Source organism: Bradyrhizobium sp. B124 (genome assembly GCF_038967635.1).
Classification (GTDB): domain Bacteria; phylum Pseudomonadota; class Alphaproteobacteria; order Rhizobiales; family Xanthobacteraceae; genus Bradyrhizobium.
Map to the genome: position 1 here is coordinate 3,009,145 of NZ_CP152413.1, position 24,541 is coordinate 3,033,685.

Below are 24,541 nucleotides of genomic sequence, written 5' to 3' on the forward strand. Positions count from 1 at the left end.
GCCCTCTTTCTTCCTGGGCATCGCGCAGCGATGCGCCCTCAGGTTCGCAATTGCGCACCGGGGAATGACGGCGAGATTGTGCCTACACCACCGGCTTCACGCCCGGCATCGCCTGGACGATGTCGCGGAAGGCGGTGCCGCGGATTTCGAAATTGCGGTACTGGTCGAACGACGCACACGCCGGCGACAGCAGCACGACGGCCTCTGCTAGCCCCGACGCCTCGGCATCGCGCGCGGCGCTGGCGATCGCGACGTCGAGCGTGCCGGACATCTCATGCGCGACTCGGTCACCGAGCGTGCCGGAGAATTCGGCCGCCGCCTCGCCGATCAGATAGGCCTTGCGGATGCGCGGGAAATAGCCGGTCAGGCCCGTGATGCCACCGGCCTTCGGCTTGCCGCCGGCGATCCAGTAGATGTCGGCGAACGACGACAGTGCGTGCGCGGCGGCATCCGCGTTGGTGCCCTTGGAGTCGTTGACGAACAGCACATTGCCGCGGCGGCCGACCTGCTCCATGCGATGCGCCAAGCCCGGGAAGCTGCGCAGGGCGTTCTGCAACACATCGGTCGCAATCCCCATCGCCAGCGCACAGGCCGAGGCGCAGGCTGCGTTCTGCGCATTGTGCAGGCCGCGCAGCGAACCGATGCCCCCTAACCGCGCGACCTCGCTGCGCGCCGCGCCGGAGGCGCGCACGATGGTCTCGTGCTCCACATAAAGACCGTCGGGCAGCGGGTTCTTCACGGAGATGCGCACCACGCGCTTGCCGGCGCGATCGAGCCGGTCGGCGATGTCGCGGCACCAGCCGTCGTCGACGCCGACGATCGCGGTGCCGCCCTCCTGCACCCCGGCAACCAGCCGCTCCTTGACCGCAGCGTAATGCGCCAGCGTGCCGTGGCGATCGATGTGGTCCTCGCTGATGTTGATCAGGATGCCGACCGAGGGATCGAGCGACGGCGCGAGGTCGATCTGGTAGGACGACATCTCGATGACATGGACGCGGCCCATCCACGGCGGCTCCAGCGACAGGATCGCGGTGCCGATATTGCCGCCCATCTGGGTGTCGTAACCTGCCACCTTCATCAGATGCGCGATCAGCGCGGTCGTGGTCGACTTGCCGTTGGTGCCGGTGATGGCGACGAACGGCGCGTTCGGCGCGTGGCGGCGCCGCTCGCGGCAGAACAGTTCGACGTCGCCGATCACCTCGACGCCGGCCTCGCGCGCCTTCAGCACGCTCCAGTGCGGCGCCGGATGGGTCAGCGGCGCGCCGGGGGTCAGGATCAGCGCGGCAAAATTCGCCCACGAGACGGTGCGCAGATCAGCGGTGGTAAAACCGGCCTGCGCCGCCTTGGCGACGTTATCGGCACTGTCGTCGGCCGCGATCACCTCCGCGCCACCGGCCTTCAGCGCGTGGCAGCTCGCAAGCCCGGAGCCGCCGAGCCCGAACACCGCGACCGTCTTGCCCGAGAAGGAGGTGACGGGGATCATGATTGTCTCCCTGTCATTCCGGGGCGTGCGAAGCACGAACCCGGAATCTCGAGGTTCCGGGTTCTCGCTACGCGAGCCCCGGAACGACGGTGGTTGTGATTCGACATCATCAGCGCAACTTCAACGTCGAGAGGCCGGCGAGCGCCAGCATCACCGAGATGATCCAGAACCGGATCACGATCTGCGGCTCGGTCCAGCCCTTCTGCTCGAAATGATGGTGCAGCGGCGCCATCCGGAACACGCGTTTTCCCGTAAGCTTGAACGAGGTGACCTGCACGATGACCGAAACCGCCTCCAGCACGAACAGGCCGCCGATCACCGCGAGCACGATCTCGTGCTTCACCGCGACCGCGGTGGCGCCCAACATGCCGCCGAGCGCGAGCGAGCCGGTGTCACCCATGAAGATCGAGGCCGGCGGCGCGTTGAACCAGAGGAAGCCGAGGCCCGCGCCCAACACCGCGCCGCATAGCACCGCCAGTTCGCCGGTGCCGGCGACGTAATTGATCTGCAGGTAATCCGAGAACACCGCGTTGCCGGTCAGATACGAGATCATGCCGAAGCTCGCAGCCGCGATCATGACCGGCACGATGGCAAGGCCGTCAAGGCCGTCGGTGAGATTCACCGCATTACCGGCGCCGACCATCACGAAGGCGCCGAAGATCACGAAGAACCAGCCGAAATTGATCACGAGGTCCTTGAAGAACGGAATCACGAGCGACGTCGAGGACACGTCGCGCCCAAGACGAACGAGCGCGTAGGTGGCGGCAAGCCCGATCGCCGCCTCGATCAGCAGCCGCAGCTTGCCGGCGAAGCCGCTGTGCGACTGCTTTGTGACCTTCAGATAATCGTCATAGAAACCGACGAAGCCGAAGCCGAGCGTCACCGCCAGCACGATCCAGACATAGGGATTGAGCGGATTGGCCCAGAGCAGCGTCGACACCACGAGCCCGGACAGGATCATCAGCCCGCCCATGGTGGGCGTGCCCTTCTTGGAGATCAAATGCGACTGCGGACCATCGGTGCGGATCGGCTGGCCCTTGCCCTGCCGCAGCCTTAAGTGATCGATGATCCAGGGCCCGAACAGGAACACGAACAGCGCGCCGGTCACCATCGCGCCGCCGGTACGGAAGGTGATGTAGCGGAACACGTTCAGAGCGCTGCGGAATGCCCCAAACCCCGGAACGGTGTTGGACAGTTCGATCAACCAGTAGAACATTCAAAAAGTCCTATACCGCTTCTTCGTGCGCGGCCTTGTCGGGGAAGCGTTTTTCCAGCGCGCTGACAATGAGCTTCATCTTCGATCCCAGCGAGCCCTTCACCATGATCACATCACCGGCACGGACCGCGGCGACCGCCTGCGCTTCGAGCGCCGCCGAACTCTCGGCATAGCCTCCCCGCTTGCCGGTGGAAAGGGCATCCCACAGATTCCGCATCAGCGGACCACAACAATATACGAGGTCGATGCGGTTGGCGGTCACGGCTTCGTTGAGGCCGCGGTGCAATTCGGGCCCGGTCGGCCCGAGCTCGAGCATGTCGCCGAGCACGGCGATGCGGCGGCCATGCGGCCCGGTCGGGGCCTGTCCGAGCACATTGAGCGCGGCGCCCATCGAGGCCGGGTTGGCGTTGTAGCTCTCGTCGATCAGCGTCGCCTCGCCATGGCCGACCTCGAGCGTGCGGCGAAGACCGCGGCCGGTCGGCGCCTCGAGCTGCGACAGCGACAGCGCCGCGCGCGCGATATCGGCACCGAGCAGCGAGGCGCCCGCGAGCACCGCGAGCGAGTTCATCGCCATGTGGCGGCCGGGCATGCCGATCTTGTAGGTGATGTCATGGTCCAGAATATCGGCATGCACCGCCGAGCAGGTCGCGTGCAGCGAGAGGTCGATCAGCCGCGCCTCGGCGCGCTTGTCGGCGCCGAACGAGACGATGCGCGAGATGCCGGCCTTCTTGGCCTGCTTCTGCAGCCGCGCGAATTGCCCGTTGTCGCGGTTGAGCACCACCGCGCCTTTGGGCTCCAGCCCTGCGAAGATCTCCGCCTTGGCGTCGGCGATCGCCTCGATGCCGGCGAAGAACTCCAGATGCACCGGCTCGATCGTGGTGATGACGGCGACATGCGGCCTCACCATCTTGACCAGCGGCGTGATCTCGCCGGCATGGTTCATGCCGATCTCGAACACCGCAAAACGCGCGCTCGCCGGGCAGCGCGCCAGCGACAGCGGCACGCCCCAGTGGTTGTTGAACGATGCGACCGAGGCATGGGTCTCGCCCTGCGCCGACAGCACGCGGCGCAGCGCCTCCTTGGTCGAGGTCTTGCCGACCGAACCGGTCACCGCGATGATCTGCGCCTTGAGCCGCGCCCGCGAGGCATGCGCGAGCTCGACGAGGCCGGCGAGCACATCGTCGACCACCAGCAGCGGTGCGTCGGCGGGAAATTTGTCGCGCTGCGCGGTCTCGACCACGGCGAGCCCGGCGCCGGCCTTTAGCGCGGTCTCGACGAAGGCATGGCCGTCATGGACGTCGCCCTTGATCGCGAAATACGCGTCACCCGGCGCGATGGTGCGGCTGTCGATCGAAAGACCGGTCACCCCGTCTGGCAGCGTGCCTTGCGTGGCAGCGCGCATCGCCGTCGCCATCGCATCCGAGGTCCACAACATCGTGCTCATGCGCCCTCCTCGGCCAATGCACTCGCGACCGCTTCATGATCACTGAACGGCAGCGTCGTGTTGCCGACGATCTGCCCGACCTCATGGCCCTTGCCGGCCACGACCAGTGCGTCGCCCGGCTCGAGGCCGGCGATCCCGGCGCGGATCGCGGCGGCGCGGTCGCCGATCTCGCGCGCGCCCTTCGCGGTCGCCATGATCGCGGCGCGGATCGCCTCGGGCTTCTCGCTGCGTGGATTGTCGTCGGTGACAATGATCTGATCGGCATTCTCGGCGGCGATCGCGCCCATGATCGGACGCTTGCCGGCGTCGCGGTCGCCGCCGGCGCCGAAGATCACGACCAGCCTGCGCTTCGCATAGGGCCGCAGCGCCTGCAGCGCCTTGGCGAGCGCATCGGGCTTGTGGGCGTAGTCGACGAAGATCGGCGCGCCATTACGCTCGCCGACGAATTCGAGCCGACCCTTGGCGCCTTCGAGATGTTCGAGCGTGCCGAACACGTCATCGGCGGCGCTGCCGGTGCCGATCGCAAGGCCCGCCGCGACCAGCGCATTCTCGATCTGGAATTCGCCGACCAGCGGCAGCCGGATCGCGTGCTTGCGGCCGCGGTGCTCGATCGCGAGCTGCTGGGCAAAGCCTTCGATCGCGGCATCGGTGAGCCTGATGCCCTCGCCCGTGTCAGCGTTGCGGCCGACCGTGATGATGCCCAGGCCGCGCGTCCGCGCCGCATCGATCACCCCTCGCGAGCAGTCGTGATCGGCGGAGATCACCGCAGTGCCACCGTCGGCGACGAGATCGCGGAACAGCCGGAGCTTTGCGTTCAGGTAATGCGCGACATCGGGATGATAATCCATGTGGTCGCGCGACAGATTGGTGAAGCCGCCGGCTGCAATGCGCACGCCGTCGAGCCGATACTGGTCGAGGCCGTGCGAGGAGGCCTCGAAGGCGAGATGCGTGACGCCATCGCGCGCGATCTCGTCGAGCTGGCGATGCAGCGCGATCGGATCGGGCGTGGTCAGCGAGCCGTAGACGGTGCGCTTGTCCGAGACCAGACCGATGGTGCCGATGCTCGCGGAGGAGTGACCGAGCCGCTGCCAGATCTGGCGCGTGAACGCCGCGACCGAGGTCTTGCCGCTGGTGCCGGTCACCGCCGCGATCGTCGCGGGCTGACGCGGATAGAATTTCGCGGCGGCGAGCGCCAGCGCGCGGCGCGGATTGGGCGTGATGACAAACGGAACGCGTCCGTGACCTTGCGGCAGATGGTCGCTGGCGACCGCGACCGCGCCCGCAGCAATCGCCGCATCGACGAAGCGCGCGCCATCGGTCCTGCTACCGGTCAGCGCGAAGAACAGGTCGCCCGGCTTCACCGCACGGCTGTCGACCGCAAGCCCTCCGACAACGATCGCGTCGGCACTTGGATCGATCGTGGCATCGGCGCTGAAGAGGTCGCGAAGTCTCATGATCTTCCAGTCTGGCCGGCGCCGTTCTGGCGCCGCGTGATTATACGCCTTACTGGGTTGTTCTGGATGCCGCAAGAATAAGGCGGTCGGACGGCGGCAGATCGAAGCGCGGTTCAACGCCTAAAAGCGGCGCAATTCGGGCGATCACATTGCCGCCGGTCGGCACCGCATTCCAGCCCGAGGTGATGAAACCATAGGTCTCCTTCAGGGGCTGCGGCTCGTCGAGCATGATCAGCAGCTGGTATTTCGGATTGTCGGCAGGCAGGATCGCGGTGAAGGCGTTCAGCACGCGCTTCTTGGCGTAGCGGCCGTTGATCACCTTCTCCGCAGTGCCGGTCTTGCCGCCGATATAGTAGCCCTTGACGTCGGCCTTCTTCGCGGTGCCGATCTCGGCGTTGAGCCGCATCAGATAGCGCATCTTGTCCGAGGTCTCGGGCTTGATGACGCGCTTGGCCAGCGCCATCGCCTCCTGCTCGGTGCGTTTCAGGAAGGTCGGCGGAATCAGATAGCCGCCATTGACCAGCGCGTCGATGCCCATCACCGCCTGCAGCGGCGCCACCGCGATGCCGTGACCGAACGAGATCGTGACGGTGTTCAGTTCGCCCCACTTCTTCGGCACGATCGGCGAGGCGCTCTCCGGCAATTCGGTGCGCAGCCGCTCGAGCTGGCCCATCTTGCGCAGGAAGGCCTTGTGCGCGTCCACGCCCATCGCTAGCGCAATGCGTCCGGCGCCGATGTTGGAGGAATAGTAGAACACCTCCTTCATGTTGATCATGCGGCCCATGTTGTGATCGTCATGAATCGCGAACTTGCCGTAATGAAGCGGGCCGCGCGCATCCCACATCGAGTTGAGATCGAACCGGCCGCTATCCAGCGCCATCGCCAGCGTGAACGCCTTGAAGGTCGAGCCCATCTCGTAGACGCCGGTGGTCAGGCGGTTGATGCGATCGGGGTCGTGCGCCTCCTTCGGATTGTTCGGATCGAAATCCGGCAGCGACACCATCGCCACGATCTCGCCGGTGCGCACGTTGGAGACGAGGCCGGAGGCGGCCTTGGCCTTGAACTTCTCCTTCGCCTTGATCAGTTCGTCGCGCAGCGCGTGCTCGACGCGCAGGTCGACCGACAATTCAACCGGCTTCTGCAGCCGGTCGGTGGCGAAGCCCGCGCGATGCAGATCCGCCAGACCGTTGTTGTCCAGCCACTTCTCCATGCCGGCGATACCCTGGTTGTCGATATTGACGAGGCCGATCAGGTGGGCGACCTCGTTGCCGGTCGGATAGACGCGCTTGTTCTCGCGCAGGAAGCCGACGCCGGGAAGGCCGAGGCGGTGGATGTCGAGCTGCTGCTTCGGCGTGATCTCGCGCTTCAGCCAAACGAAGCCCTTGCGCGACGACAGGCGGTCGCGCACCTCGCTGGTGTCGAGATCGGGCAAGGCCGCGGTCAGAAGCTCGATCGCCTCGTCCTTGTCGATGAGGCGGCGCGGCTCGGCGAACAGGCTCGGCGCCTTGACGTCGGTGGCGAGAATTTCGCCGTTGCGGTCGGTGATGTCGGGCCGCGCAGTTGCGATCGCGTCCTGCGAGGCGGTGCGCCGCGCGCCATGGCTGTCGGCGCCGACGGCGAACAGCACCAGCCGTCCGGCCAGCACGCAATAGACCGCGGCAAAGGCGAGGATCGCAAGACCGACGCGCGCGCGCGCCTTCGCGGCGCGGTCGACATTGCTGCCGTACAGCAGCGTGCGGATCAGCCGCGTGCGCCAGGGTTCAGCGGATTTTGCGGCCGGCTTGCTGGCGGGTGCCGGATCGGTCATGGCAGGTCCCGTCATTGCTGATCTCCCCCGCCCTGCTCGGAATCTTCTGCGGGCGCAGGCTGGTCGGCGGCCGGCTGGTCGGTCGCCGGCTTGTCGATCGATCCGGTCGTGCTGTCGGGCGCGGCGGCGGCCTCGATGGTGTCGATCATCGCGCCGATCGGATCGCGCGAACCCGGCCGCGTGAAGCTCGGCGGCCGCTCCGGCAGGTTCTTCAGGGAATCGTACTGGTTGGCGTTGACCGGTTTCAGCGGCAGATGCCGTTCGGCAAGCCCCTGCAGTCGCAGCGGCGCGTCGAGCTTGGCCCACTGCGCGCGCAAGGCGGCGATCGCGTTGCGCTGTTCGCGGATCTCGGCATTGAGCTGCAGCACGCGTTCGACGCGCGCGGTCGATTCCATCTTGATGCGGTAGACATAGGATGCCGCGAAGATCAGCATGCCGATGACGAGGAGATGGAGGAGGCGCATCGTCAGCCTCCCCGCTTCAGGTCTGATAGACGCGGCCATGACGGCAGGTCGTCGTCCGCATGCGCCGGCGCCGCAGTGCGCTCGGCCGCGCGCAGCTTGGCCGATCGGGCGCGCGGATTGGCCGATATCTCCGCCTCGCCGGGCGTCACCGGCCGCTTGGTCAGGATATGAAAGCTCGGCGCGGATTGCGCCACTTCGGGCCGATGCCGCGAGCCGCCGGAAACCTTGCCGCGCTCGGTCAGGAAATTCTTGACGATGCGGTCTTCCAGCGAATGGAACGAGACCACGGCAAGCCGCCCGCCCGGCTTCAGCACCCGCTCGGCCGCAGCGAGCGCCAGGTAGAGCTCATCGAGCTCTTCATTGACGAAGATACGCAGCGCCTGAAAGGTCCGCGTCGCCGGATGAATCTCGTTCGGCTTGGCGCGCACGACTTTCCCGACGATGTCGGCGAGCGCCTGGGTCGTTGTGATCGGCGCGTCCTTGCGCGCGGCAACGATGGCGCGGGCGACACCGCGCGCATGGCGCTCCTCGCCGAAGATATAGATGATGTCGGCAAGTTGCTTCTCGGAGGCGATTGCGACCACATCGGCCGCGGTCGGGCCGCTTTGTGCCATCCGCATGTCGAGAGGACCGCCCAAGCGGAACGAGAAGCCCCGCTCAGCCTGGTCGAGTTGCATCGAGGAGACGCCGACATCCATCACGACGCCGTCGACCTGATCCACCCCCTGCGATGCGCAGACCTGGGCGAGATCAGAGAAGCGGTCCTCGACCAGCGTCAGGCGGCCGCCCGCGCCGTCGACCAGATCGAAGCCGCCTGTAATCGCGGTGCGGTCACGGTCGATGCCGATGACGCGCGTATCGGCGACATCGAGAATCATGCGGCTGTAGCCGCCGGCCCCGAAGGTCGCGTCGACATAGATGCCGCCGGCGCGCAGATCGAGATAGGCGACCGCCTCGCGGCCCAGCACGGAAATGTGACGGGGAGCACGTTCGCTCATGCGCCGCCCCCGGAGAGGGCCGCGTTGCTGGCATGCAAGCTGGCTGCGCGCCGACTCATTGCGTCTCGAATCCTCGCGCTGGCTGTTCCGGCAAAAAGGCCGCTGCGTGATCCCAGCGCCAACTCCCGTCCTCGGCCGCAAATCCTGATATCCGACCGGAATTGGGAGGGTTTCCATGGGATTTCGCGCAACAACGGACCTTGGCCGTCCCCCGAAACCCGGTTCGGCACTTCACCTCTCAGTAACGGCACTTAACGTTAAGAAAACGTTGATGATCGGTTAGCGGAATCCCACGACTTTGATCCGCATTCGAGTGATATTCTCGGCCCTCGCTCCGGCATCATTGCGCGGCTCATGGAGCGGACCCTGGAACCGGCAGGCCGATTGCGGCGGCCCTCACGGTAAAGGAATAGTAAACGCCTATTTGTTTATCCATATGTCAAAATGCTTTCTCCTGGTTCGGGTTTTGAGTGATTCGTATGGCTTCTGGTTCGTCCTCGTCCGGCAACGCTGATTCGAAGCGTCAGCGCGTCCTTCCTGTTCCGAAGGGCGTGGCCGACGTGGAGACGTTCACGCCGGATTCCTCGATCGCCTCCGACGTGATCCCGTCGGTGAATTTCGGCGACCGCGCCAACAACCGGCAGCCCGACATGATCGTGCTGCACTACACCGGCATGCCCGACGTCGAGGGCGCGATCACCCAGCTCTGCACCGCCGGCACCGAGGTCTCGGCGCATTACATCGTGCTGGAGGACGGCCGCATCGTGCAATGCGTGCCGGAGAGCAAGCGCGCCTGGCACGCCGGCGTCTCCGCCTGGGCCGGCGAGGACGACATCAATTCCTGCTCGATCGGCGTCGAGATCATCAATCGCGGCCACGATTGGGGCTATCCCGACTTCCCGCTGCGGCAGATCGCAGCCGTCATCGCGCTGTGCCGCGGCATCATGCTTCGGCGCAAGGTGGTCGCGCATCGCGTGCTCGGCCATTCCGACGTCGCGCCGGGGCGCAAGAAGGATCCTGGCGAGAAATTCCCCTGGCACTCGCTGGCCAATTCCGGCGTCGGGCATTGGGTGCAGCCGGCGCCGATCGTGCGCGGCGACGCGCTGCAGCTCGGTGCGATCAGCGACAGCGTCTCCAACATGCAGGCCGCGTTCCGGCGTTACGGCTACAACATCCCGACCAACGGCAAGTTCGACGGCCCGACCATGGAGGTCGTCACCGCCTTCCAGCGTCACTTCCGCCCCGAGCGCGTCGACGGGATCGCCGACCGCTCCACCATGGCGACGCTGCACGCGCTGCTCGAGAGCCTGCCACCCGATGCGGCGAGGTAGGCTCGGTCTTTCCATCGTCATTGCGAGGCGCCAACGGGTCGCGCGAAGTGCGCGCCCGATGACAGGCACCGCGACGACTTGTCCGCCGAAGCCTCGGCGAAGGCGCAAGCAATCCACGTTTCGGCGTGCGGCGCGATGGATTGCTTCCGCCTTCGCTCGCAATGACGCTTCCGGCCAAATCCTCGCGCGCAAACTGGAACTTTTTTCCGTGTCCCGTCTTCTTATTTGGGGCGGTCTGAGTGGAGATTCGTCCATGTTCAAAGCACTCATCAGCGGAGCTGTCGCCATCGGCCTCATCGCAGCTCCAGTAGCCGCAGGTGCGATGTCGACCCAGGACAAGTCCATGTCGACCCATCACAAGACCCACAAGGTCCATCATGCGCAGAAGAAGATGATGGCGCCCGGCACCACGACCGGCATGTCAAGTGGAACGACGACCGGGCAATCGACCGGCGCCAAGGCCAAGACAGGGTACTAAGCGTTCAACGCCGCGCGGCGCGCTGACGACCGTTGACGTGAACGGCGCGCCTTCACGGACCACACACGAGATGAGGCGATGTCAGCCCATCTCGGCGATCCGGCGTGCGTAGAGCCGTCGCAGCGGCTCGAGCTGCGTCGCCGCGGTGGCGGCAAGATAGGCCTGCCGCGCCTCGTCCTTGCGGCCGAGGCGGCGCAGCAGATCGGCGCGCACCGCAGGCAGCTGGTCGTATCCCTTCAGGCTGCCGCGCGCGTCCAGCGCGTCGATCAGATCGAGCGCGCGCGCCGGGCCGTCGACCATCGACACCGCAGCGGCATGATTGAGTTCGATCACCGGTGACGGGCTGATGCGAAGCAGCACCTCATAGAGACCGGCGATCTGCAGCCAGTCGGTATCCTCATAGCTGGGAGCCCGCGCATGCAGCGCGGCGATCGCAGCCTGCACCGCGTAGGATTGCGGCCGGCCCGGCATCTGCAGCGCCTCCTCGACCAATCTCACGCCTTCGGCGATCTGCTGAAAATCCCACAGCGAACGGTTCTGCTCCTCGAGCAGAACGATGTCGCCGCCTGCGGTCTGACGGCCGGCGCGGCGCGCGTCGTGCAGCAGCATCAGCGCAAGCAGGCCCTTGATCTCGCCGCGCGCCGGAATCAACCGATCGAGCAGCCGCGCCAGCCGGATCGCCTCGCGCGCGAGGTCGGGCCGCATCAGATCCTCGCCGGCAGTCGCGGCATAGCCCTCGGTGAAGACGAGATATATCACGGCAAGCACGCCCTCAAGGCGCGGCTCCAGGGCCTCGCGCTCCGGCACCTCATAGGGAATGCCGGCGAGCTTGATCTTCTGCTTGGCGCGCAACAGCCGCTGCGCCATCGCGTCCTCGCTCACCAGGAAGGCGCGCGCGACCTGCGCCGTGGTCAGGCCGCACACCGTGCGCAAGGTCAGCGCAACCTGCACCTCGGCGGCAAAGGACGGATGGCAGCAGGTGAAGATCAGCCTCAGCATGTCGTCGTCGAGCGTCGCATCGGCCGGCTCCGGCGACGCCTCCGCATCCAGCAACAAGTGATGCGTCAATTGCTGCTGCTTGCCGCGGAACGAAACCGCGCGGCGGACGCGGTCGATCGCCTTGTTGCGGCCGACATTGACCAGCCAGGCGCGCGGATTGGCGGGGAATTCGCCGATCGGCCAGCGCTGCAGCGCCACCGCGAAGGCATCCTGCAGGGAATCCTCGGCCAGATCGAAATCGCCGACGAGACGGATCAACGTTGCGAGCGCCCGGCCCGCCTCGTCGCGGAAGATTTTCTCGATCTGGCTCGGGGTCATAGCCATCAATCGTCGTTCAGCGGCCGCGCCAGGTGACGCGGCCGCTGCATTCATGTTGCGATAACGGCGTCATCGCGGGTTGTCATAGATCATCACCGGCCTGACCTCGATCGAGCCGGTCTTGGCGCCGGGAATCCGCGCCGCAAGGCCGAGCGCGGTGTCGAGATCCTTGGCCTCGACCAGATAGTAGCCGCCGAGCTGTTCACGGGTTTCCGCGAACGGCCCATCGGTCGTCAGCGTCTTGCCGTCACGAACCCGCACGGTAGTGGCCGTCGACACCGGCTGCAGCCCGTCGCCCGCCTTGAAGTGCCCGCTCTGGATGATGGACTGGGTGTAGGCACCGTACTCCGCCGTCACGGCCTTGCGGTCGTCGGCATTCATACGGCCATATTCCGCGTCGCTCCGGTAGATCAGCAACAGGTATTGCATCTCATCTCTCCTCTTGATCGGCTGGATCGCCGACACCCAGTCGAACGGGCGGCAGGTCAAACGACATCTTCAGGATAAATTATTTTGGCCGCCTTGGCCGCCGTTATCCGCTTGACGGATCGGGCGGAAACGCCCATGCCGTGGGGGTCAGTCGGCCGGACGGCCGCTCCCGCTGGTGCCGAAAGGCCGCGGGGGAGGAAAGTCCGGGCTCCATCGACATGCGGTGCCGGATAACGTCCGGCGGGGGCGACCCCAGGGAAAGTGCCACAGAGAACAAACCGCTCCCTCCTCGGAGGTAGCAAGGGTGAAAAGGTGCGGTAAGAGCGCACCGCGTTTCCGGCAACGGAGACGGCATGGCAAACCACACCGGGAGCAAAACCGAATAGGGACGGCAACGCGGTTAGTTCGCGCACGCGCGATAACACCGCAGGGCGATGTCAGGCCCGCTGTCCGGGTAGGTTGCTCGAGGCAAGGTGCAAACCTTGTCCCAGAGGAATGGCCGTCGCGTACCATTCGCGAGAATGGTGCCCTACAGAACCCGGCTTACAGGCCGGCTGATATTTTGGAGTATGAGGGGCTCGGCGCAACACGCCGGGCCCTTCGCCATTTTCAGTAAACTTCATTCCAGCTACGCGCGCCCGCGGCCGGTCGAGCCGACCCATCGTCTTGCGTCAGAACGACCCGAACGCGGTGCCGATTGCAATCACCGCGGCGAGAGCAATGACGGAACTCGCAATGCCGACCATGACGATGTCGAGATAGCTGTCGCGATGCCTGAGCCCGCAGATCGCAAGCAGGCTAACGACCGCGCCGTTGTGAGGCAGAATGTCCAGTGTCCCCGAACCGATCACCGCGACGCGATGCAGGAGGCCGGGTTCAATACCCGCCTCCGCGGCAAGACCCATATAGGTCTTGCCCAGCGCATCGAGCGCAATCGTCAGGCCGCCAGAAGCCGACCCCGTCAGCGCGGCAAGGATGTTCGTCGCGACCGCGAGCGACACCAATGGGCCGCCCTCAATTCGCAACACCCACTCCCGCACCACGCCGAAAGCCGGAAGCGAGGCGATAACGGCGCCGAATCCGACAAGGCTTGCGACACTCAGCGCCGGCAGGACCGACGCATTCGCACCGGCATCCATGGTTCGTCGCAGTGCAGGCAGTCGCGTCCAGTTGCAGAGTATGACCGTCACGATCGCTGCCGCCAACGCCACGACAACCGACCAGACACCGGCCACGGCAGCCAGCGATGTATTTCCCCATCGCTGTTCGGCCAGGAATGAGAAATCAAGCCGGGGCAGGACGACGAGCGACATCAGCAGATTGACTGCGACAACGACGATCAGGGGAAGGATGGCGTTGAAGACCGGGACGGCGGCGTCGCTGTGATGTCCATGGCGGATCTCCGCCGGGTCAAATTCTCGCGCCGTCGTCGCCCGCTCGCGCAACAACTCATCGTCGGCTGCATCCGCCGAAACCGGCGGCTCGTCGCCATAGCCCTCATTTGCGCGACGCGCCGCTTGCTCTGCGCGAAGAAGCCACCACAGCCCGACACCAAGCATGATCATCGACGCGACAACGCCAAGGCCCGGTGCGGCAAACGGAGTCGTGCCGAAGAAAGGCATCGGTATCGCATTCTGTATCGACGGCGTGCCCGGCAGCGCCGACATGGTAAAGGTCGAAGTCCCGAGAATAACCGCCGCCGGCACCAAACGACGCGGAATCCCTGCCGTGCGAAACAGCGACTGCGCCATCGGAACGATGACGAAGAACGCGACGAAGAGGCTGACGCCGCCGTAGGTGACCAGTGCACCGGCGAGCACGACCGCGAGGATGACACGGCGTTCGCCCAGACATCGGGAGATGAAGCCCGCGACCGCAGCGACCGCGCCGCTGTCATCCATGAGTTTCCCGAACACGGCGCCAAGCAGAAAAATAGGAAAGAACTGCGCGAGAAACTCCGACGCGCTGGCCATGAAGGTCTGCGTCCAGTTGGCAAGCAACGGCTCGCCACCGAAGGCTGCGGCCACCGACGCGCAGAGCGGCGCGAGCAGCAGGACGCTCCAACCGCGGAACGCAAGACCGACCAGCAGTCCAAGCCCGACGAGAATGCCGAGGAGACCCATCGGCTCAGCACTCCGCCAGCAGAATATCCAGATCGGCGGTCGAGCGCTCACCGATATCGGCGCCATGCGCGTCGAGGAATTCGCCGGCGGCACGCCGCCCCTCCTCGTGCAGCTTGGTCACGAACGCCCATTCGGCATTGAGCTTGGATGATGAACCGAACGTCGCAAGCATGTCGCTCTTGATCCGATGCGTTTTCATCTGGGCCCAGCGGGCGCCCTCTCCGGTGCCGGGGTCGGCGACCTGACGAAGCAGCGCGATCATCCGCAGCTCCTTTGCCAGCGGAGAATTGAACGAGATCTCGTTGAGCCGGTCGAGAATGTCAGCGGCCGTGCGCGGCTGCTCCGGCCGCTCGGTCGGGTTGATCTGGACCACGACCGTATCGTGTGCATCGGTCTCGCGGACCAGCGGCGTGACCGTGGGATTGCCCGCATAGCCGCCGTCCCAATAGGGCTCGCCATCGATCTCGATCGCACGAAACATCGTTGGCAAGCAGGCCGACGCGAGCAGGACATCCGCGGTAATCTCCGCGTTGCGAAAAATCCGCCCCCGCCCCGTACGAACCCGTGTGGCGGTTATGAAGAGCTTGATCGGCGCGCGTGCAAGACGCTCGAAATCGATAGTATCGTTCAGTATGTCGCGCAGCGGATTGAAGCCGAGGGGATTGAGGTCGTAGGGTGAAAGCATCCGCGACATCAAATCCGTGAAGAGATAGGCCGGAGAGCTGTCGAGCGACCAGCGTCCCATCAGACGGTCGAGCGGCGACCGTTGCAGCGGACTGAATGCGGCGGCGCGTGAGACGCTTCGCCAGTATTTTTCAAGCGCTTCACGTGCGCCCGCAGCGCCACCCGCGGTCCAGCCATCCGCCAGCACGGCAGCATTCATCGCTCCGGCCGATGTCCCGGATATGCCCGCGATCTGAAACCATGATTCTTCGAGGAGCCGATCCAGGACACCCCATGTGAACGCGCCATGCGAGCCTCCACCTTGGAGCGCCAGATCAACGAGCACGGGGCTGCGGTTCATGAGGCCATGTTCACCAGCACGTGGGGCTCTGATTATGTCGCGGTTTGGCGGAACGTGCGAGACAAAGTTGCGGTCACCGTCCGGTTCCGATAGCGGACTTCACCAAGGATGTTGCCTCATCGTTGGCGGCACCAACGCGATTGGTTCGCTTCGCGGCGTAGGCACGTTTCTTAAAAGGCGACATAATGGGTTGGCGGGGGTAGGATGTGTGCCTCGCGGAGGATCGCAGATGGACCTTCAGAAGATCATGGCGAAGGCAAGAGACATCGCCAGGAGCACCGGCACGATCACAACCGAGCAACTCAACGGGATGTGCCCCAACAACATGGAGCCCGAGGACATCGCGGCTCTCTTTGCGGCTCTGCGGACCGAGGGGATTCGTCTCAAGGACGACAAAGCAGAAAAGTAGGAGTTCCGTGCCCGCACACTACGGCAAAGCGGGCGATCGTCGTGACCGAAGTGCTAGCCGAATTTGGGTCCTTGGCGGCACCGGAGCTATGATCTGCTGAAGCTGGACGTGTCCTTCTGCCCGCGATTCAAGAAATCAAGAGGAGGAATGGTAGTGTCGGTCGCCTGCAAGTTCGAGCGCAGCATTCTTAGCCACGAAGAATATGAGGCAATCCGCCTGACGCATCATCCCGCCATCTATGGCGTCGAGGTATCCGAGCTTGAAGCCATGCGCCCCCGCCTGCGCAAGATGCGCGACAAGGAGCGAACGGTCGGCCGGCAAAAGCAGCGAGAGAGCCGCGGAAAAGCTGAGGCTCGCGGGACAAGCTTTCCGGGAACCGCCAAGCATGCTTCAGAGCGGAAGCAAGTGTTCGCAGCGGCATTGAAGCGGGTGAACACGGAGCTCAGGCGTCAGCACAATTTGGCGACCCGGACCGCGCATGTCGAAGCAGCTCGAAAGGCCCTCGCGCTGCACCGAGCCGCGAACTTCACGACCCGTCCCCCGGCCGGAGCGACCGCAGGCGAAGGCATGGCGTCGAAGCCGAGCGAACTCCGAAGAAAGATCATTGCAGGCGCGAAAATCGGACGCGTGTCGCAGGCGACGAAAGTCGCTCAGGCGGTGCGCGATACGCGTGGCGCATGACCGCGGGCGAACAAGCGCACCCGGTCGATTCCGGGACGATGCTTCGCATCGCCCCGGAATGACGGCGCGTCAGGAAACGATCTCCTGCAGCAGCGCCATCAACGCCTCCGGCGCGGTGACGTTCGGCGAGTGGCTGGCGTCGATCTCGAAATAGCGCCAGCCGGGTTCATTCTTGATGCGCCTGGCGAATTGGCCGAACGTATCGGCTTGGGTGGTGCGGGTGGCGTAGATGTAGCTGCGCGGCAAATTCGTTTCGCCGTGTTGCAGCTTCAGCTTCTGCTCGAAGCATTTGATCGGCATCTCGACGCGGCGCGCGGTGAGCCATTCGACGTCTGCGGGAGACGTATCCGGCGGCGTCGGCATCGGCGGGATGCGCCAGCCGTCGCCGTCGCTCGCGAGCTCGCGCATGGTCTCGATGGCCGGCTCGTTGAGGTCGAAAAGGGACTGGCCGTCGCGCGGCACGAAGGCATCGATATAGATCATCTGCGCGATGCGCTCACGCACCCGGTCGGCGACGCCGGTCGCAACCATGCCGCCATAGGAGTGACCGACCAGCACGATGTCGCGCAGATCCTCGTACGAAATGACGCTGAGCATGTCCTGGATATGCGCCTCCAGGTCGAGCCCTTGATGCGCAAGGTGCGCGCGCTCGCCGAGCCCGGTGTAGCTCGGTGTGACGAGCCGGTGCCCGGCGGCCTGCATCAGGGGATGCATTTTCTTCCACGCCCATCCGGCCGACCAGGCGCCGTGACAGACCAGAAAGGTTTTGGACGAATGCGCAGTGGACGAACTCGCAGTCATGGGGATGCTTCCATTCCGATTATCGTTGATGAGCCGCGATTTTGAAGTGTACCCGCCGCCCGCGTCGTGTAAACGTCGCCGCAAAATACGACCGTCATTCCGGGGCGATGCGTCAGCATCGAACCCGGAATCTCGAGATTCCGGGTTCGATGCTTCGCATCGCCCCGGAATGACGACGAAGGAGAAAGCAACTGAACCCGGCAAGCTACGCGGTCCTGTTCTTCGGCGCGCTTGCCGGCGGTTTCGTCTCCGGTCTTGCCGGCTTCGGCACCGCGCTGATGGCGCTCGGCATCTGGCTCTATGTGCTGCCGCCGACGCTTGCAGTGCCGCTGGTGCTGGTCTGCTCGGTCATCGCGCAGGTGTCGACGCTGCCGTCGATCTGGAAGACCATCGACTTCCGCCTGGTCTGGCCGTTCGTCATCGCGGGCCTCGCCGGCGTGCCGATCGGCATTTTGCTGATCGCCCGCGCCGACCCCGAGGTCTTCAAGCTGACGATCGGCGTCTTCCTGCTGGTGTTCCCGACCCTGCTGTTCCTGCAGCGCAAGCCGATGTCGATCGCCTTCGGCGGCAAATGGGCCGACGGCGCGATCGGATTTGCCGGCGGCATCCTCGGCGGCCTCGCCGGACTGTCCGGCCCGCTCCCGATCCTGTGGGCGAGCGTGCGCGGCTGGGGCAAGCAGCAGCGCCGCGGCGTGTTTCAGATCTTCAACTTCACGATCCTGGCGGCCGCGCTCCTGGTCCAGATCGCGAGCGGCCTGGTGAAGCCCGAACTGATCTGGTTGACGGCCTGTGCGTTTCCAGGAACGCTGCTCGGCGCCTGGCTCGGCTCGCGCCTCTACCACGCGCTCAGCGACCGCAATTTTTCCGACGTCGTGCTGGTGCTGCTGTTCCTGTCCGGCGTGGCGCTGGTGTGGAACGGGCTGGCGCCGCGGTAGCGCGCGGATCGCGCAGCAGAAAATGGCCCGTGCTCGCAAGGACTGAAGATGATCGAACCGCGCGGCGGCGACCTTCTTGAAAGGTGCGGCTGCGCGGGCGGCCGCAAGGTTGTTTCTGAATTGGCAAGTAGAGAAACTTTGTGACTGAGAAACAATTTTCGAAGCGCCTTGGATCCGACATTGACCTGCATCGCGTTCATTGAGAGGCTTGAGTGGATGGTGGGCCACAGAAGGCCCGTCATTTCGACGTGAACTGTTCGATTCCTTTTGCCAATCATTTTTTGCTGGAGGAAGTCAAAACACGTTGGTAATGGCGTTATTCGCCGGTGTCGCAATTGGCGGTATCGCAGTTGAGGGGCTGCACGCCCAAGCCAAGCTGAAGGCTTACAGTGTCGCCGAGATCGAACCGGTTGCTGGAGCGAAAGTCTCGCCCACCTACCTCGAAGCTGCTCGAAAGGCGATTGCCAGTCATCATGGTCGTGCCTTGCGCACGGTGAACGGACGGGTCCAGGGAATCGAAGGCACGCCTCCCAAGAACGTCGCCATTGTTGAGTGGGACAGCGTGGACGACGCCGTGGCATTCTACAAGTCGAAGGACTGGTCCGATCTTGCCGCCGAGCGCGAGAAGTCTCAAAAGACGTTCCGACGGTATGTCGTCGAAGTCGAGCAATAGCCAGCCACTTCGCTGGGCGTTGCTTGATAGACACGCGCATGGGGCCGCCTCAGTCGGCGGCCCCGTCATTTCATGCAGGTCGTGACCCGCACGACACAACCTCCGCGGCGCGTGGCTAGCGGAACATCGCCCGCCAGCCACGCGCCACTGCCCTACTCCGCCGCCGCCTGGCCGAACTCGGTCGCCTGCCGCTCGAACAGGCCGCGGTAGATGCCGCCCTGCCGTGCCGCAAGCACCTCATGCGTGCCCTGCTCGACGATCTCGCCGCGATCGAACACCAGGATGCGATCCATGCTGCGCACGGTCGACAGCCGGTGCGCGATCACGATCGAGGTGCGGCCCTTCATCAGCCGCTCCATCGCCTGCTGGATCAGCGCCTCGGACTCCGAATCGAGGCTCGAGGTCGCCTCGTCCAGGATCAGAATGGGCGCATCCGCCAGGAAGGCGCGCGCCAGCGCCACGCGCTGCCGCTCGCCGCCCGACAGCTTGACGCCACGCTCGCCCACCAGCGTGCCGTAATCCTTCGGCAGCCGCATGATGAACTCGTGCGCATTGGCAAGCCGCGCCGCCTGCTCGATCGCCTCCATGCTGGCGCCCGGCCGGCCATAGGCGATGTTCTCCGCCAGCGTGCGGTGAAACAGGATCGGCTCCTGCTGCACGATCGCGATCTGGCTGCGCAGCGATTGCTGCGTCGCCTTGGCGATATCCTGACCGTCGATCAGGATTTTGCCGCCGGAGACGTCGTAGAGCCGCTGCACCAGCTTGACGAAGGTCGTCTTGCCAGAGCCGGAGCGCCCGACCAGGCCAACGCGCTCGCCGGCATCGATGTCGACCGACAGCCCGTCATAGAGCGGCAAGCGATGGCCGCCATAGTGGAACGTGACGTCGTCGAACACGATGCGGCCGCCCTGGATGTCGATCGTCCTGGCATCATCCGCGTCGGCGATGCCGAGCGGCTCGCCATGGATCTGCACCAGCTCCTCCATGTCGTTCACCGAACGCTGCAGGTTGTTGATGTGCATGCCGACATCCCGCAGATAGGCGTGGATGATGTAGTAGCTGGTCAGCACATAGGTGACGTCGCCCGGCGTGGCGTGGCCGGCCGCCCACAGCAGGATCGCGCCGCCGATCACCGAGGCGCGGAAGCACAACAGCACCAGCAGCTGCGCCGTCGAGGTGTGGTTGTAGCGCAACCAGGTCCGCCGCACCCGCCGGCGCCAGCGGCTGATGACGCCGTCCAGCCGCATGTCCTCGCGCGTCTCGGCGCCGAACGACTTCACCACCGCGTTGCAGGTCAAGGCGTCGGCCAGCGTGCCGCCGACCTTGGTGTCCCACGCATTGGAGACGCGCGCGGCCGGCGCGACGTAGCGCACCTGGAACACCATGGTCATCGCGACATAGATCACCGAACCCACGGCAATCACCGCGCCGAGCGATGGCCAGTGCAGCCCGAGCAGGATCATCGAGCCGAGCAGCACGACCAGCGACGGCAACAGCGCCATCAGGATGGTGTCGTTCAGCAGGTCGAGCGCCCACATGCCGCGCGTGATCTTGCGCACGGTGGAGCCCGCGAACGAATTGGCGTGCCAGTCGGTCGAGAAGCGCTGCACGCGCATGAAGGCCTGCTGCCCGACATCGGACATCGTCTTCAGCGTGAACGGCACGATGGTCTGGATACCGACCAGCCGCAGCATCAGCGACAGCGCGCCGAGGCCGACGATGGCACCGAATGCCAGCATCGCCCCATGGCGCGCGGCGGCATCGGTGGCACCCGCGGTCAGCGCATCAACCAGATGGCCAGAAAAAACCGGCATGAACAGGTCGGCCGCGGTCGCACCGAGGAAGCCCGCCGTCACGGCGAAGGCGCGCAGCGGCTGCTCCAGCCAGTGGTGGAACACGAATGGCAGGACGATCCGGATCGCGGCCGGTCGCTTGGTCGTCAGAGAGGTCATGGCACATTCCGGCCACGCTTCTGCAGCGCAAGCCGGCTCCATCTGAGGCGACATGCGGACGGAATCCGGCCGCTGATGTCGCTGGAAATTGTAGATAACGTGTTGGGAAGTTTGGGTGATCGGGGATCAGGCCCGATCAGCGTCGGGAGCTAACGCGAAGCCGCGTCAAGCACCATCGAACGTGGGCGCGCGATCTGCGAAATAAACGACTTCATGCGCATCTCCCGGGTTCGAGTAAGGAATGGGCTGCTTATAAATGCATCACGCGCGATTGGCAAGATGACAAGCGCGTGAGTGCGGCAATGTGTCGATGATGCAACGCTCTGCACGCGACCGGGCGCACATCGCGCGCGAAGCCGATGCGTTCAATGCGCGTCGCCGCCGCCCGCGGTCATCGACGGCGGCTTGTTGACGAACAGCACCAGCAGGCTGAGGCCGACATAGAACAGCGACAGCATGAAGAAGGCGTCGCCATAGCTCATCACCTGGGCCTGGCGGTGCACGAGCTGCGAGAGCTGCTTCATCGCCATGGTGGCGGAATCGCCCATGCCCTGCAGGCGCTGGGTGAAATTGTTGAGGGTCTCGACCGCGGTCGCGTTGCCCCAGGTCACCCGGTCCTGCAGCCGCGAGATGTGCAGATCCGTGCGGTCGTTGAGCGCTTCGTTGATCAGAGCGAGCCCGACCGCGCCGCCGAGATTGCGCATCAGGTTGAACAGGCCGGAGGCGTTCTTGACGCGGTCTTGCGGCAGCGTGGCGAGCGCGATGTTGTTGGTCGGCACCATCGCGCACATCATGCCGATGCCGCGCAGGATCTGCGGCACCAAGAGCTCGTAGAAATCGTACTCGCGCGTAATCCAGGTCATCTGCCAGGAGCCGAGCGCGAAGGTGACGAGGCCGAAGGCGATGATGTAGCGCAGATCGACCTTCTGCATCAGCCGGCCGACCACCGGCGCCATGAAGAACATCGTCATGCCGGAGATGAACATGGTCTCGCCGATCATCAGCGCGCTGTAGCCGCGGATCTCAGCGAGATAGCGCGGATAGACGTAGGTCAGGCCGTACAGCCCGATGCCGATGCAGAACTGCAGCACGCAGCCGACCGCGAAATTGCGGTTGGAGAAGGCATAGAGATCGACGATCGGCTCCTCCGCGGTCAGCACCCGCCAGAAGAAGGCGACCGCCGAAACGAAGCCGATCGCGGCGCAGATCGCGACCGAAGTGTCCTGCAGCCATTCATATTGCGGGCCTTCCTCGAGCACATATTCGAGCGAGCCGAGGAAGCCGCCCATGAAGATCAGGCCCCACCAGTCGAAGCGCTCGAGCAGCGCGAAGTTCGGCTGGTCGAAATCGACCAGCGCCAGCACGCCGATGGTGATGATGACACCGGGCACGATGTTGATGAAGAACAGCCAGTGCCACGACATCAGATCGGTGATGTAGCCGCCGACGGTCGGCCCGACGGTCGGCGCCAGCGTCGCGACCAGCCCGATGATCGGCGCCACGATGTAGAACTTGGAGCGCGGGAAGATGGTGTAGGCCGAGGCGAACACCGTCGGGATCATGCCGGCGCCGAGGAAGCCCTGCAGCGCGCGCCACAGGATCATCTGCTCGATCGAGGAGGCAAAGCCGCACAGCAGGCTCGAAACCGTGAAGCCGAACGCCGAGATCGCAAACAACAGCCGGGTGCCGAGCGCGCGCGACAGGAATCCCGACAAGGGGATCGCGATCACCTCGGCGATCAGATAGGCGGTCTGCACCCACGAGACTTCGGTCGAAGACGCCGACAGGCCGGCCTGGATCTCGGTGAGCGAGGCCGAGACGATCTGGATGTCCAGGATCGACATGAACATGCCGAACACCATGATGATGAAGGCGACCACCCGCTTGGGCTGGAGCCGCTCGGTCTCCGAGGCGCCGGTCATCATCGAGGGAGAGGCAGTGGTCGCGTCGGCCATGGGCTCATCAGGCTCCGCGCTTCGAACCCGCGGTCCGAAGCTTCAAGCATCACTGCGGATGGATCATCATCGGCGCGTCGAGGTCGGTATCGGCATCGGCATCGGCCGCGCCCTCTCGCGTGTCGACGGTGGTGTAGACCGACATCCCGGCGCGCAGCATGCCCTGCTTGGCGACGCTGTTCGGCACCCGGATGCGGACCGGCAGGCGCTGCACGATCTTGGTGAAGTTGCCGGTGGCGTTGTCGGGCGGCAGCAGCGTGAACACCGAGCCCGCGGCCGGCGAGATGCTGTCGACGATGCCGGTGAACTTGCGGAAGCCGTAGGCGTCGACCTTGATCGTTACCCGCTGCCCGGTGCGGATGCGCTTGAGCTGGGTCTCTTTGTAGTTGGCGTCGATGAAGACGCCGTCGAGCGGCACCACATTGCCAAGCCGCTGGCCGACATTGATGTAATCGCCGGTGTTGACGAGACGGTTGGAGAAGGTGCCGTCCACCGGCGCGCGCACCTGGGTGAAATCGAGATCGCGCTCGGCCTTGGCGAGCTGGGTCTGCAACTCGGCGAGCTGGGCGCGGGCCTCGGCCTGCTGCGCCTTGGTGACATCGACGTTGCTCTTTGCGGCGGCGTAGGCAGCCTGCGCCGACCGCACGGCGGCCGCGCCCTGATCACGGCCGGCTTCAGAGACTTCGAAGGTGGCGCGCGAGGCAAAGCCCTTGGTGCTCAGCGCCTGCTGGCGATCGAAATCGAGATCGGCGCGCTTCAGGCCGGCTTCGGCGGAGACGAGCTGCGCCTGCGCCTGCTCGACCGAGCTTTCGGCCGCCGCGACCTGGCGACCGATGCGCTCGATCGTCGCCTGCTGGGTCGCGATCCGCGTGCGCGCGGCGTCGACCGCGATGCGATAGTCACCGTCATCGATCCGGAAGATCACATCGCCTGCACGCACCAGCGCGTTGTCGCCGGGCAGGATCGCCGCGATATGGCCCGCGACGCGCGCGCCGAGCATGGTGTTGTTGGCGCGGACATAGGCGTCGTCGGTCGAGATGTAGAAGCGCCCAACCATCAGGTAATAGGCGGCATAGCTCGCGCCGGCGAGCGCGAGCAGCCCGAGCACGCCCATCATCACGAATCTGCGCTTGCCGGATTTCGGCGCCGCGGCAGCGGGCGACGCCGCCGGCTGTTCGGGCGCAGAAGCGGGCGGCGCCTCGGCGGGACGCTTGTCACCGGGACCCTTTTCGCCGGGACTCTTGGCTTCGTCGGCCCTTTTGGCTTCGTCAGTTCTGGCCTGCTCGCCGAGATCGGCGGATGCGTCGCGCGCCACCGCGTCCGCGGCCATCTCGGGCCCGGAACGAACAATGCGTGCAGCCTGATCCCGTGCTGCGGCCATAACCGAGGCTCCCCACCAAAATTCTTGACGCGCGCAATGGCGGAAGAACGGCCGTGCGGCGCATCGTCACTCCCACCAATACCATTGACCGAACGGTTCGGTCAATCTACATTCCCGCCCAGCGGATTATAAGGCTTCGATTCTTCCCGGACTGATTCTGGGTTGGGTTCTTTGGTGAGAAGCTAA

21 protein-coding genes and 1 other RNA gene are annotated in these 24,541 nt (G+C 65.1%); 7 read left to right on the forward strand and 15 right to left on the reverse strand.

Features of this window, described 5'->3' with window-relative positions:
• Nucleotides 1–82: 82 nt before the first annotated feature.
• From murD to rsmH, 7 genes are all read right to left on the reverse strand, one after another.
• Nucleotides 83–1,483 (reverse strand): UDP-N-acetylmuramoyl-L-alanine--D-glutamate ligase, encoded by a 1,401-nt coding sequence (murD, locus tag AAFG13_RS14570; protein WP_342712422.1) that lies wholly within the window; start codon nucleotides 1,481–1,483, stop codon nucleotides 83–85.
• 109 nt (nucleotides 1,484–1,592) lie between these two features.
• Complete coding sequence (mraY, locus tag AAFG13_RS14575) at nucleotides 1,593–2,699, reverse strand: phospho-N-acetylmuramoyl-pentapeptide-transferase (protein ID WP_016846578.1); 1,107 nt, start codon at nucleotides 2,697–2,699, stop codon at nucleotides 1,593–1,595.
• A gap of 10 nt (nucleotides 2,700–2,709) precedes the next feature.
• On the reverse strand, nucleotides 2,710–4,143 hold the full coding sequence (locus AAFG13_RS14580) for a UDP-N-acetylmuramoylalanyl-D-glutamyl-2,6-diaminopimelate--D-alanyl-D-alanine ligase (protein ID WP_342712423.1): 1,434 nt from the start codon (nucleotides 4,141–4,143) through the stop codon (nucleotides 2,710–2,712).
• Nucleotides 4,140–5,597 carry a UDP-N-acetylmuramoyl-L-alanyl-D-glutamate--2,6-diaminopimelate ligase gene (locus AAFG13_RS14585; RefSeq protein ID WP_342712424.1) on the reverse strand — a complete coding sequence of 486 codons (1,458 nt, stop codon included), beginning with the start codon at nucleotides 5,595–5,597 and terminating at the stop codon, nucleotides 4,140–4,142. The genes AAFG13_RS14580 and AAFG13_RS14585 overlap by 4 nt, the downstream gene beginning before the upstream one ends.
• Before the next feature lie 49 nt (nucleotides 5,598–5,646).
• Nucleotides 5,647–7,404 (reverse strand): penicillin-binding protein 2, encoded by a 1,758-nt coding sequence (locus tag AAFG13_RS14590; RefSeq protein ID WP_212310792.1) that lies wholly within the window; start codon nucleotides 7,402–7,404, stop codon nucleotides 5,647–5,649.
• 11 nt (nucleotides 7,405–7,415) lie between these two features.
• Complete coding sequence (locus tag AAFG13_RS14595) at nucleotides 7,416–7,868, reverse strand: hypothetical protein (protein ID WP_212310553.1); 453 nt, start codon at nucleotides 7,866–7,868, stop codon at nucleotides 7,416–7,418.
• A gap of 2 nt (nucleotides 7,869–7,870) precedes the next feature.
• Nucleotides 7,871–8,866: a 16S rRNA (cytosine(1402)-N(4))-methyltransferase RsmH gene (gene rsmH, locus AAFG13_RS14600; RefSeq protein ID WP_342712425.1), complete on the reverse strand. Its 996-nt coding sequence runs from the start codon at nucleotides 8,864–8,866 to the stop codon at nucleotides 7,871–7,873.
• Nucleotides 8,867–9,345: 479 nt separating this feature from the next.
• Between rsmH and AAFG13_RS14605 the strand changes: the two genes are divergently transcribed.
• Nucleotides 9,346–10,197, forward strand: a complete 852-nt coding sequence (locus AAFG13_RS14605; protein ID WP_342712426.1) for an N-acetylmuramoyl-L-alanine amidase — start codon at nucleotides 9,346–9,348, stop codon at nucleotides 10,195–10,197.
• Between the two features lie 253 nt (nucleotides 10,198–10,450).
• Nucleotides 10,451–10,675 (forward strand): hypothetical protein, encoded by a 225-nt coding sequence (locus AAFG13_RS14610; protein WP_092115929.1) that lies wholly within the window; start codon nucleotides 10,451–10,453, stop codon nucleotides 10,673–10,675.
• An 81-nt stretch (nucleotides 10,676–10,756) separates the two neighbouring features.
• Here AAFG13_RS14610 and AAFG13_RS14615 read toward each other — a convergent pair whose 3' ends face one another.
• A complete protein-coding gene (locus AAFG13_RS14615; protein WP_212310793.1) occupies nucleotides 10,757–11,992 on the reverse strand; it encodes an RNA polymerase sigma factor in 1,236 nt (411 codons plus the stop codon).
• A gap of 69 nt (nucleotides 11,993–12,061) precedes the next feature.
• Nucleotides 12,062–12,421 (reverse strand): YciI family protein, encoded by a 360-nt coding sequence (locus AAFG13_RS14620; RefSeq protein WP_021077249.1) that lies wholly within the window; start codon nucleotides 12,419–12,421, stop codon nucleotides 12,062–12,064.
• A 147-nt stretch (nucleotides 12,422–12,568) separates the two neighbouring features.
• Between AAFG13_RS14620 and rnpB the strand changes: the two genes are divergently transcribed.
• Nucleotides 12,569–12,983: RNase P RNA component class A (gene rnpB / locus AAFG13_RS14625), an RNA gene on the forward strand.
• 109 nt (nucleotides 12,984–13,092) lie between these two features.
• On the opposite strand, the gene AAFG13_RS14630 is transcribed toward rnpB, so the two are convergent.
• Together AAFG13_RS14630 and AAFG13_RS14635 are read right to left on the reverse strand one after the other, a co-directional pair.
• On the reverse strand, nucleotides 13,093–14,544 hold the full coding sequence (locus tag AAFG13_RS14630) for a GntP family permease (protein ID WP_342712427.1): 1,452 nt from the start codon (nucleotides 14,542–14,544) through the stop codon (nucleotides 13,093–13,095).
• 4 nt (nucleotides 14,545–14,548) lie between these two features.
• Nucleotides 14,549–15,568: a patatin-like phospholipase family protein gene (locus AAFG13_RS14635; RefSeq protein WP_342712428.1), complete on the reverse strand. Its 1,020-nt coding sequence runs from the start codon at nucleotides 15,566–15,568 to the stop codon at nucleotides 14,549–14,551.
• Between the two features lie 229 nt (nucleotides 15,569–15,797).
• Between AAFG13_RS14635 and AAFG13_RS14640 the strand changes: the two genes are divergently transcribed.
• Both AAFG13_RS14640 and AAFG13_RS14645 read left to right on the forward strand, forming a co-directional pair.
• Nucleotides 15,798–15,977: a hypothetical protein gene (locus AAFG13_RS14640; RefSeq protein WP_212310558.1), complete on the forward strand. Its 180-nt coding sequence runs from the start codon at nucleotides 15,798–15,800 to the stop codon at nucleotides 15,975–15,977.
• A 153-nt stretch (nucleotides 15,978–16,130) separates the two neighbouring features.
• Nucleotides 16,131–16,658 carry a hypothetical protein gene (locus AAFG13_RS14645; RefSeq protein ID WP_342713338.1) on the forward strand — a complete coding sequence of 176 codons (528 nt, stop codon included), beginning with the start codon at nucleotides 16,131–16,133 and terminating at the stop codon, nucleotides 16,656–16,658.
• Between the two features lie 69 nt (nucleotides 16,659–16,727).
• On the opposite strand, the gene AAFG13_RS14650 is transcribed toward AAFG13_RS14645, so the two are convergent.
• Nucleotides 16,728–17,459 (reverse strand): alpha/beta hydrolase, encoded by a 732-nt coding sequence (locus tag AAFG13_RS14650; protein ID WP_342712429.1) that lies wholly within the window; start codon nucleotides 17,457–17,459, stop codon nucleotides 16,728–16,730.
• A gap of 191 nt (nucleotides 17,460–17,650) precedes the next feature.
• On the opposite strand from AAFG13_RS14650, the gene AAFG13_RS14655 reads away from it, so the two are divergent.
• Complete coding sequence (locus AAFG13_RS14655) at nucleotides 17,651–18,394, forward strand: sulfite exporter TauE/SafE family protein (RefSeq protein WP_212310794.1); 744 nt, start codon at nucleotides 17,651–17,653, stop codon at nucleotides 18,392–18,394.
• A gap of 310 nt (nucleotides 18,395–18,704) precedes the next feature.
• The gene (locus AAFG13_RS14660) at nucleotides 18,705–19,067 is read left to right on the forward strand and encodes a DUF1330 domain-containing protein (RefSeq protein ID WP_342712430.1); all 363 of its coding nucleotides are present in this window, start codon (nucleotides 18,705–18,707) and stop codon (nucleotides 19,065–19,067) included.
• Nucleotides 19,068–19,219: 152 nt separating this feature from the next.
• Here the strand turns inward: AAFG13_RS14660 and AAFG13_RS14665 are convergent, their stop codons facing one another.
• The 3 genes from AAFG13_RS14665 to AAFG13_RS14675 all read right to left on the reverse strand — a co-directional run bounded on the left by AAFG13_RS14665 (nucleotide 19,220) and on the right by AAFG13_RS14675 (nucleotide 24,355).
• Nucleotides 19,220–21,019 (reverse strand): ABC transporter ATP-binding protein, encoded by a 1,800-nt coding sequence (locus AAFG13_RS14665; protein WP_212310561.1) that lies wholly within the window; start codon nucleotides 21,017–21,019, stop codon nucleotides 19,220–19,222.
• Nucleotides 21,020–21,384: 365 nt separating this feature from the next.
• The gene (locus AAFG13_RS14670; protein ID WP_212310562.1) at nucleotides 21,385–22,974 is read right to left on the reverse strand and encodes a DHA2 family efflux MFS transporter permease subunit; all 1,590 of its coding nucleotides are present in this window, start codon (nucleotides 22,972–22,974) and stop codon (nucleotides 21,385–21,387) included.
• A 49-nt stretch (nucleotides 22,975–23,023) separates the two neighbouring features.
• Nucleotides 23,024–24,355, reverse strand: coding sequence for an HlyD family secretion protein (locus tag AAFG13_RS14675; protein WP_212310563.1), 1,332 nt, complete (start codon nucleotides 24,353–24,355; stop codon nucleotides 23,024–23,026).
• Nucleotides 24,356–24,541 lie beyond the last annotated feature (186 nt).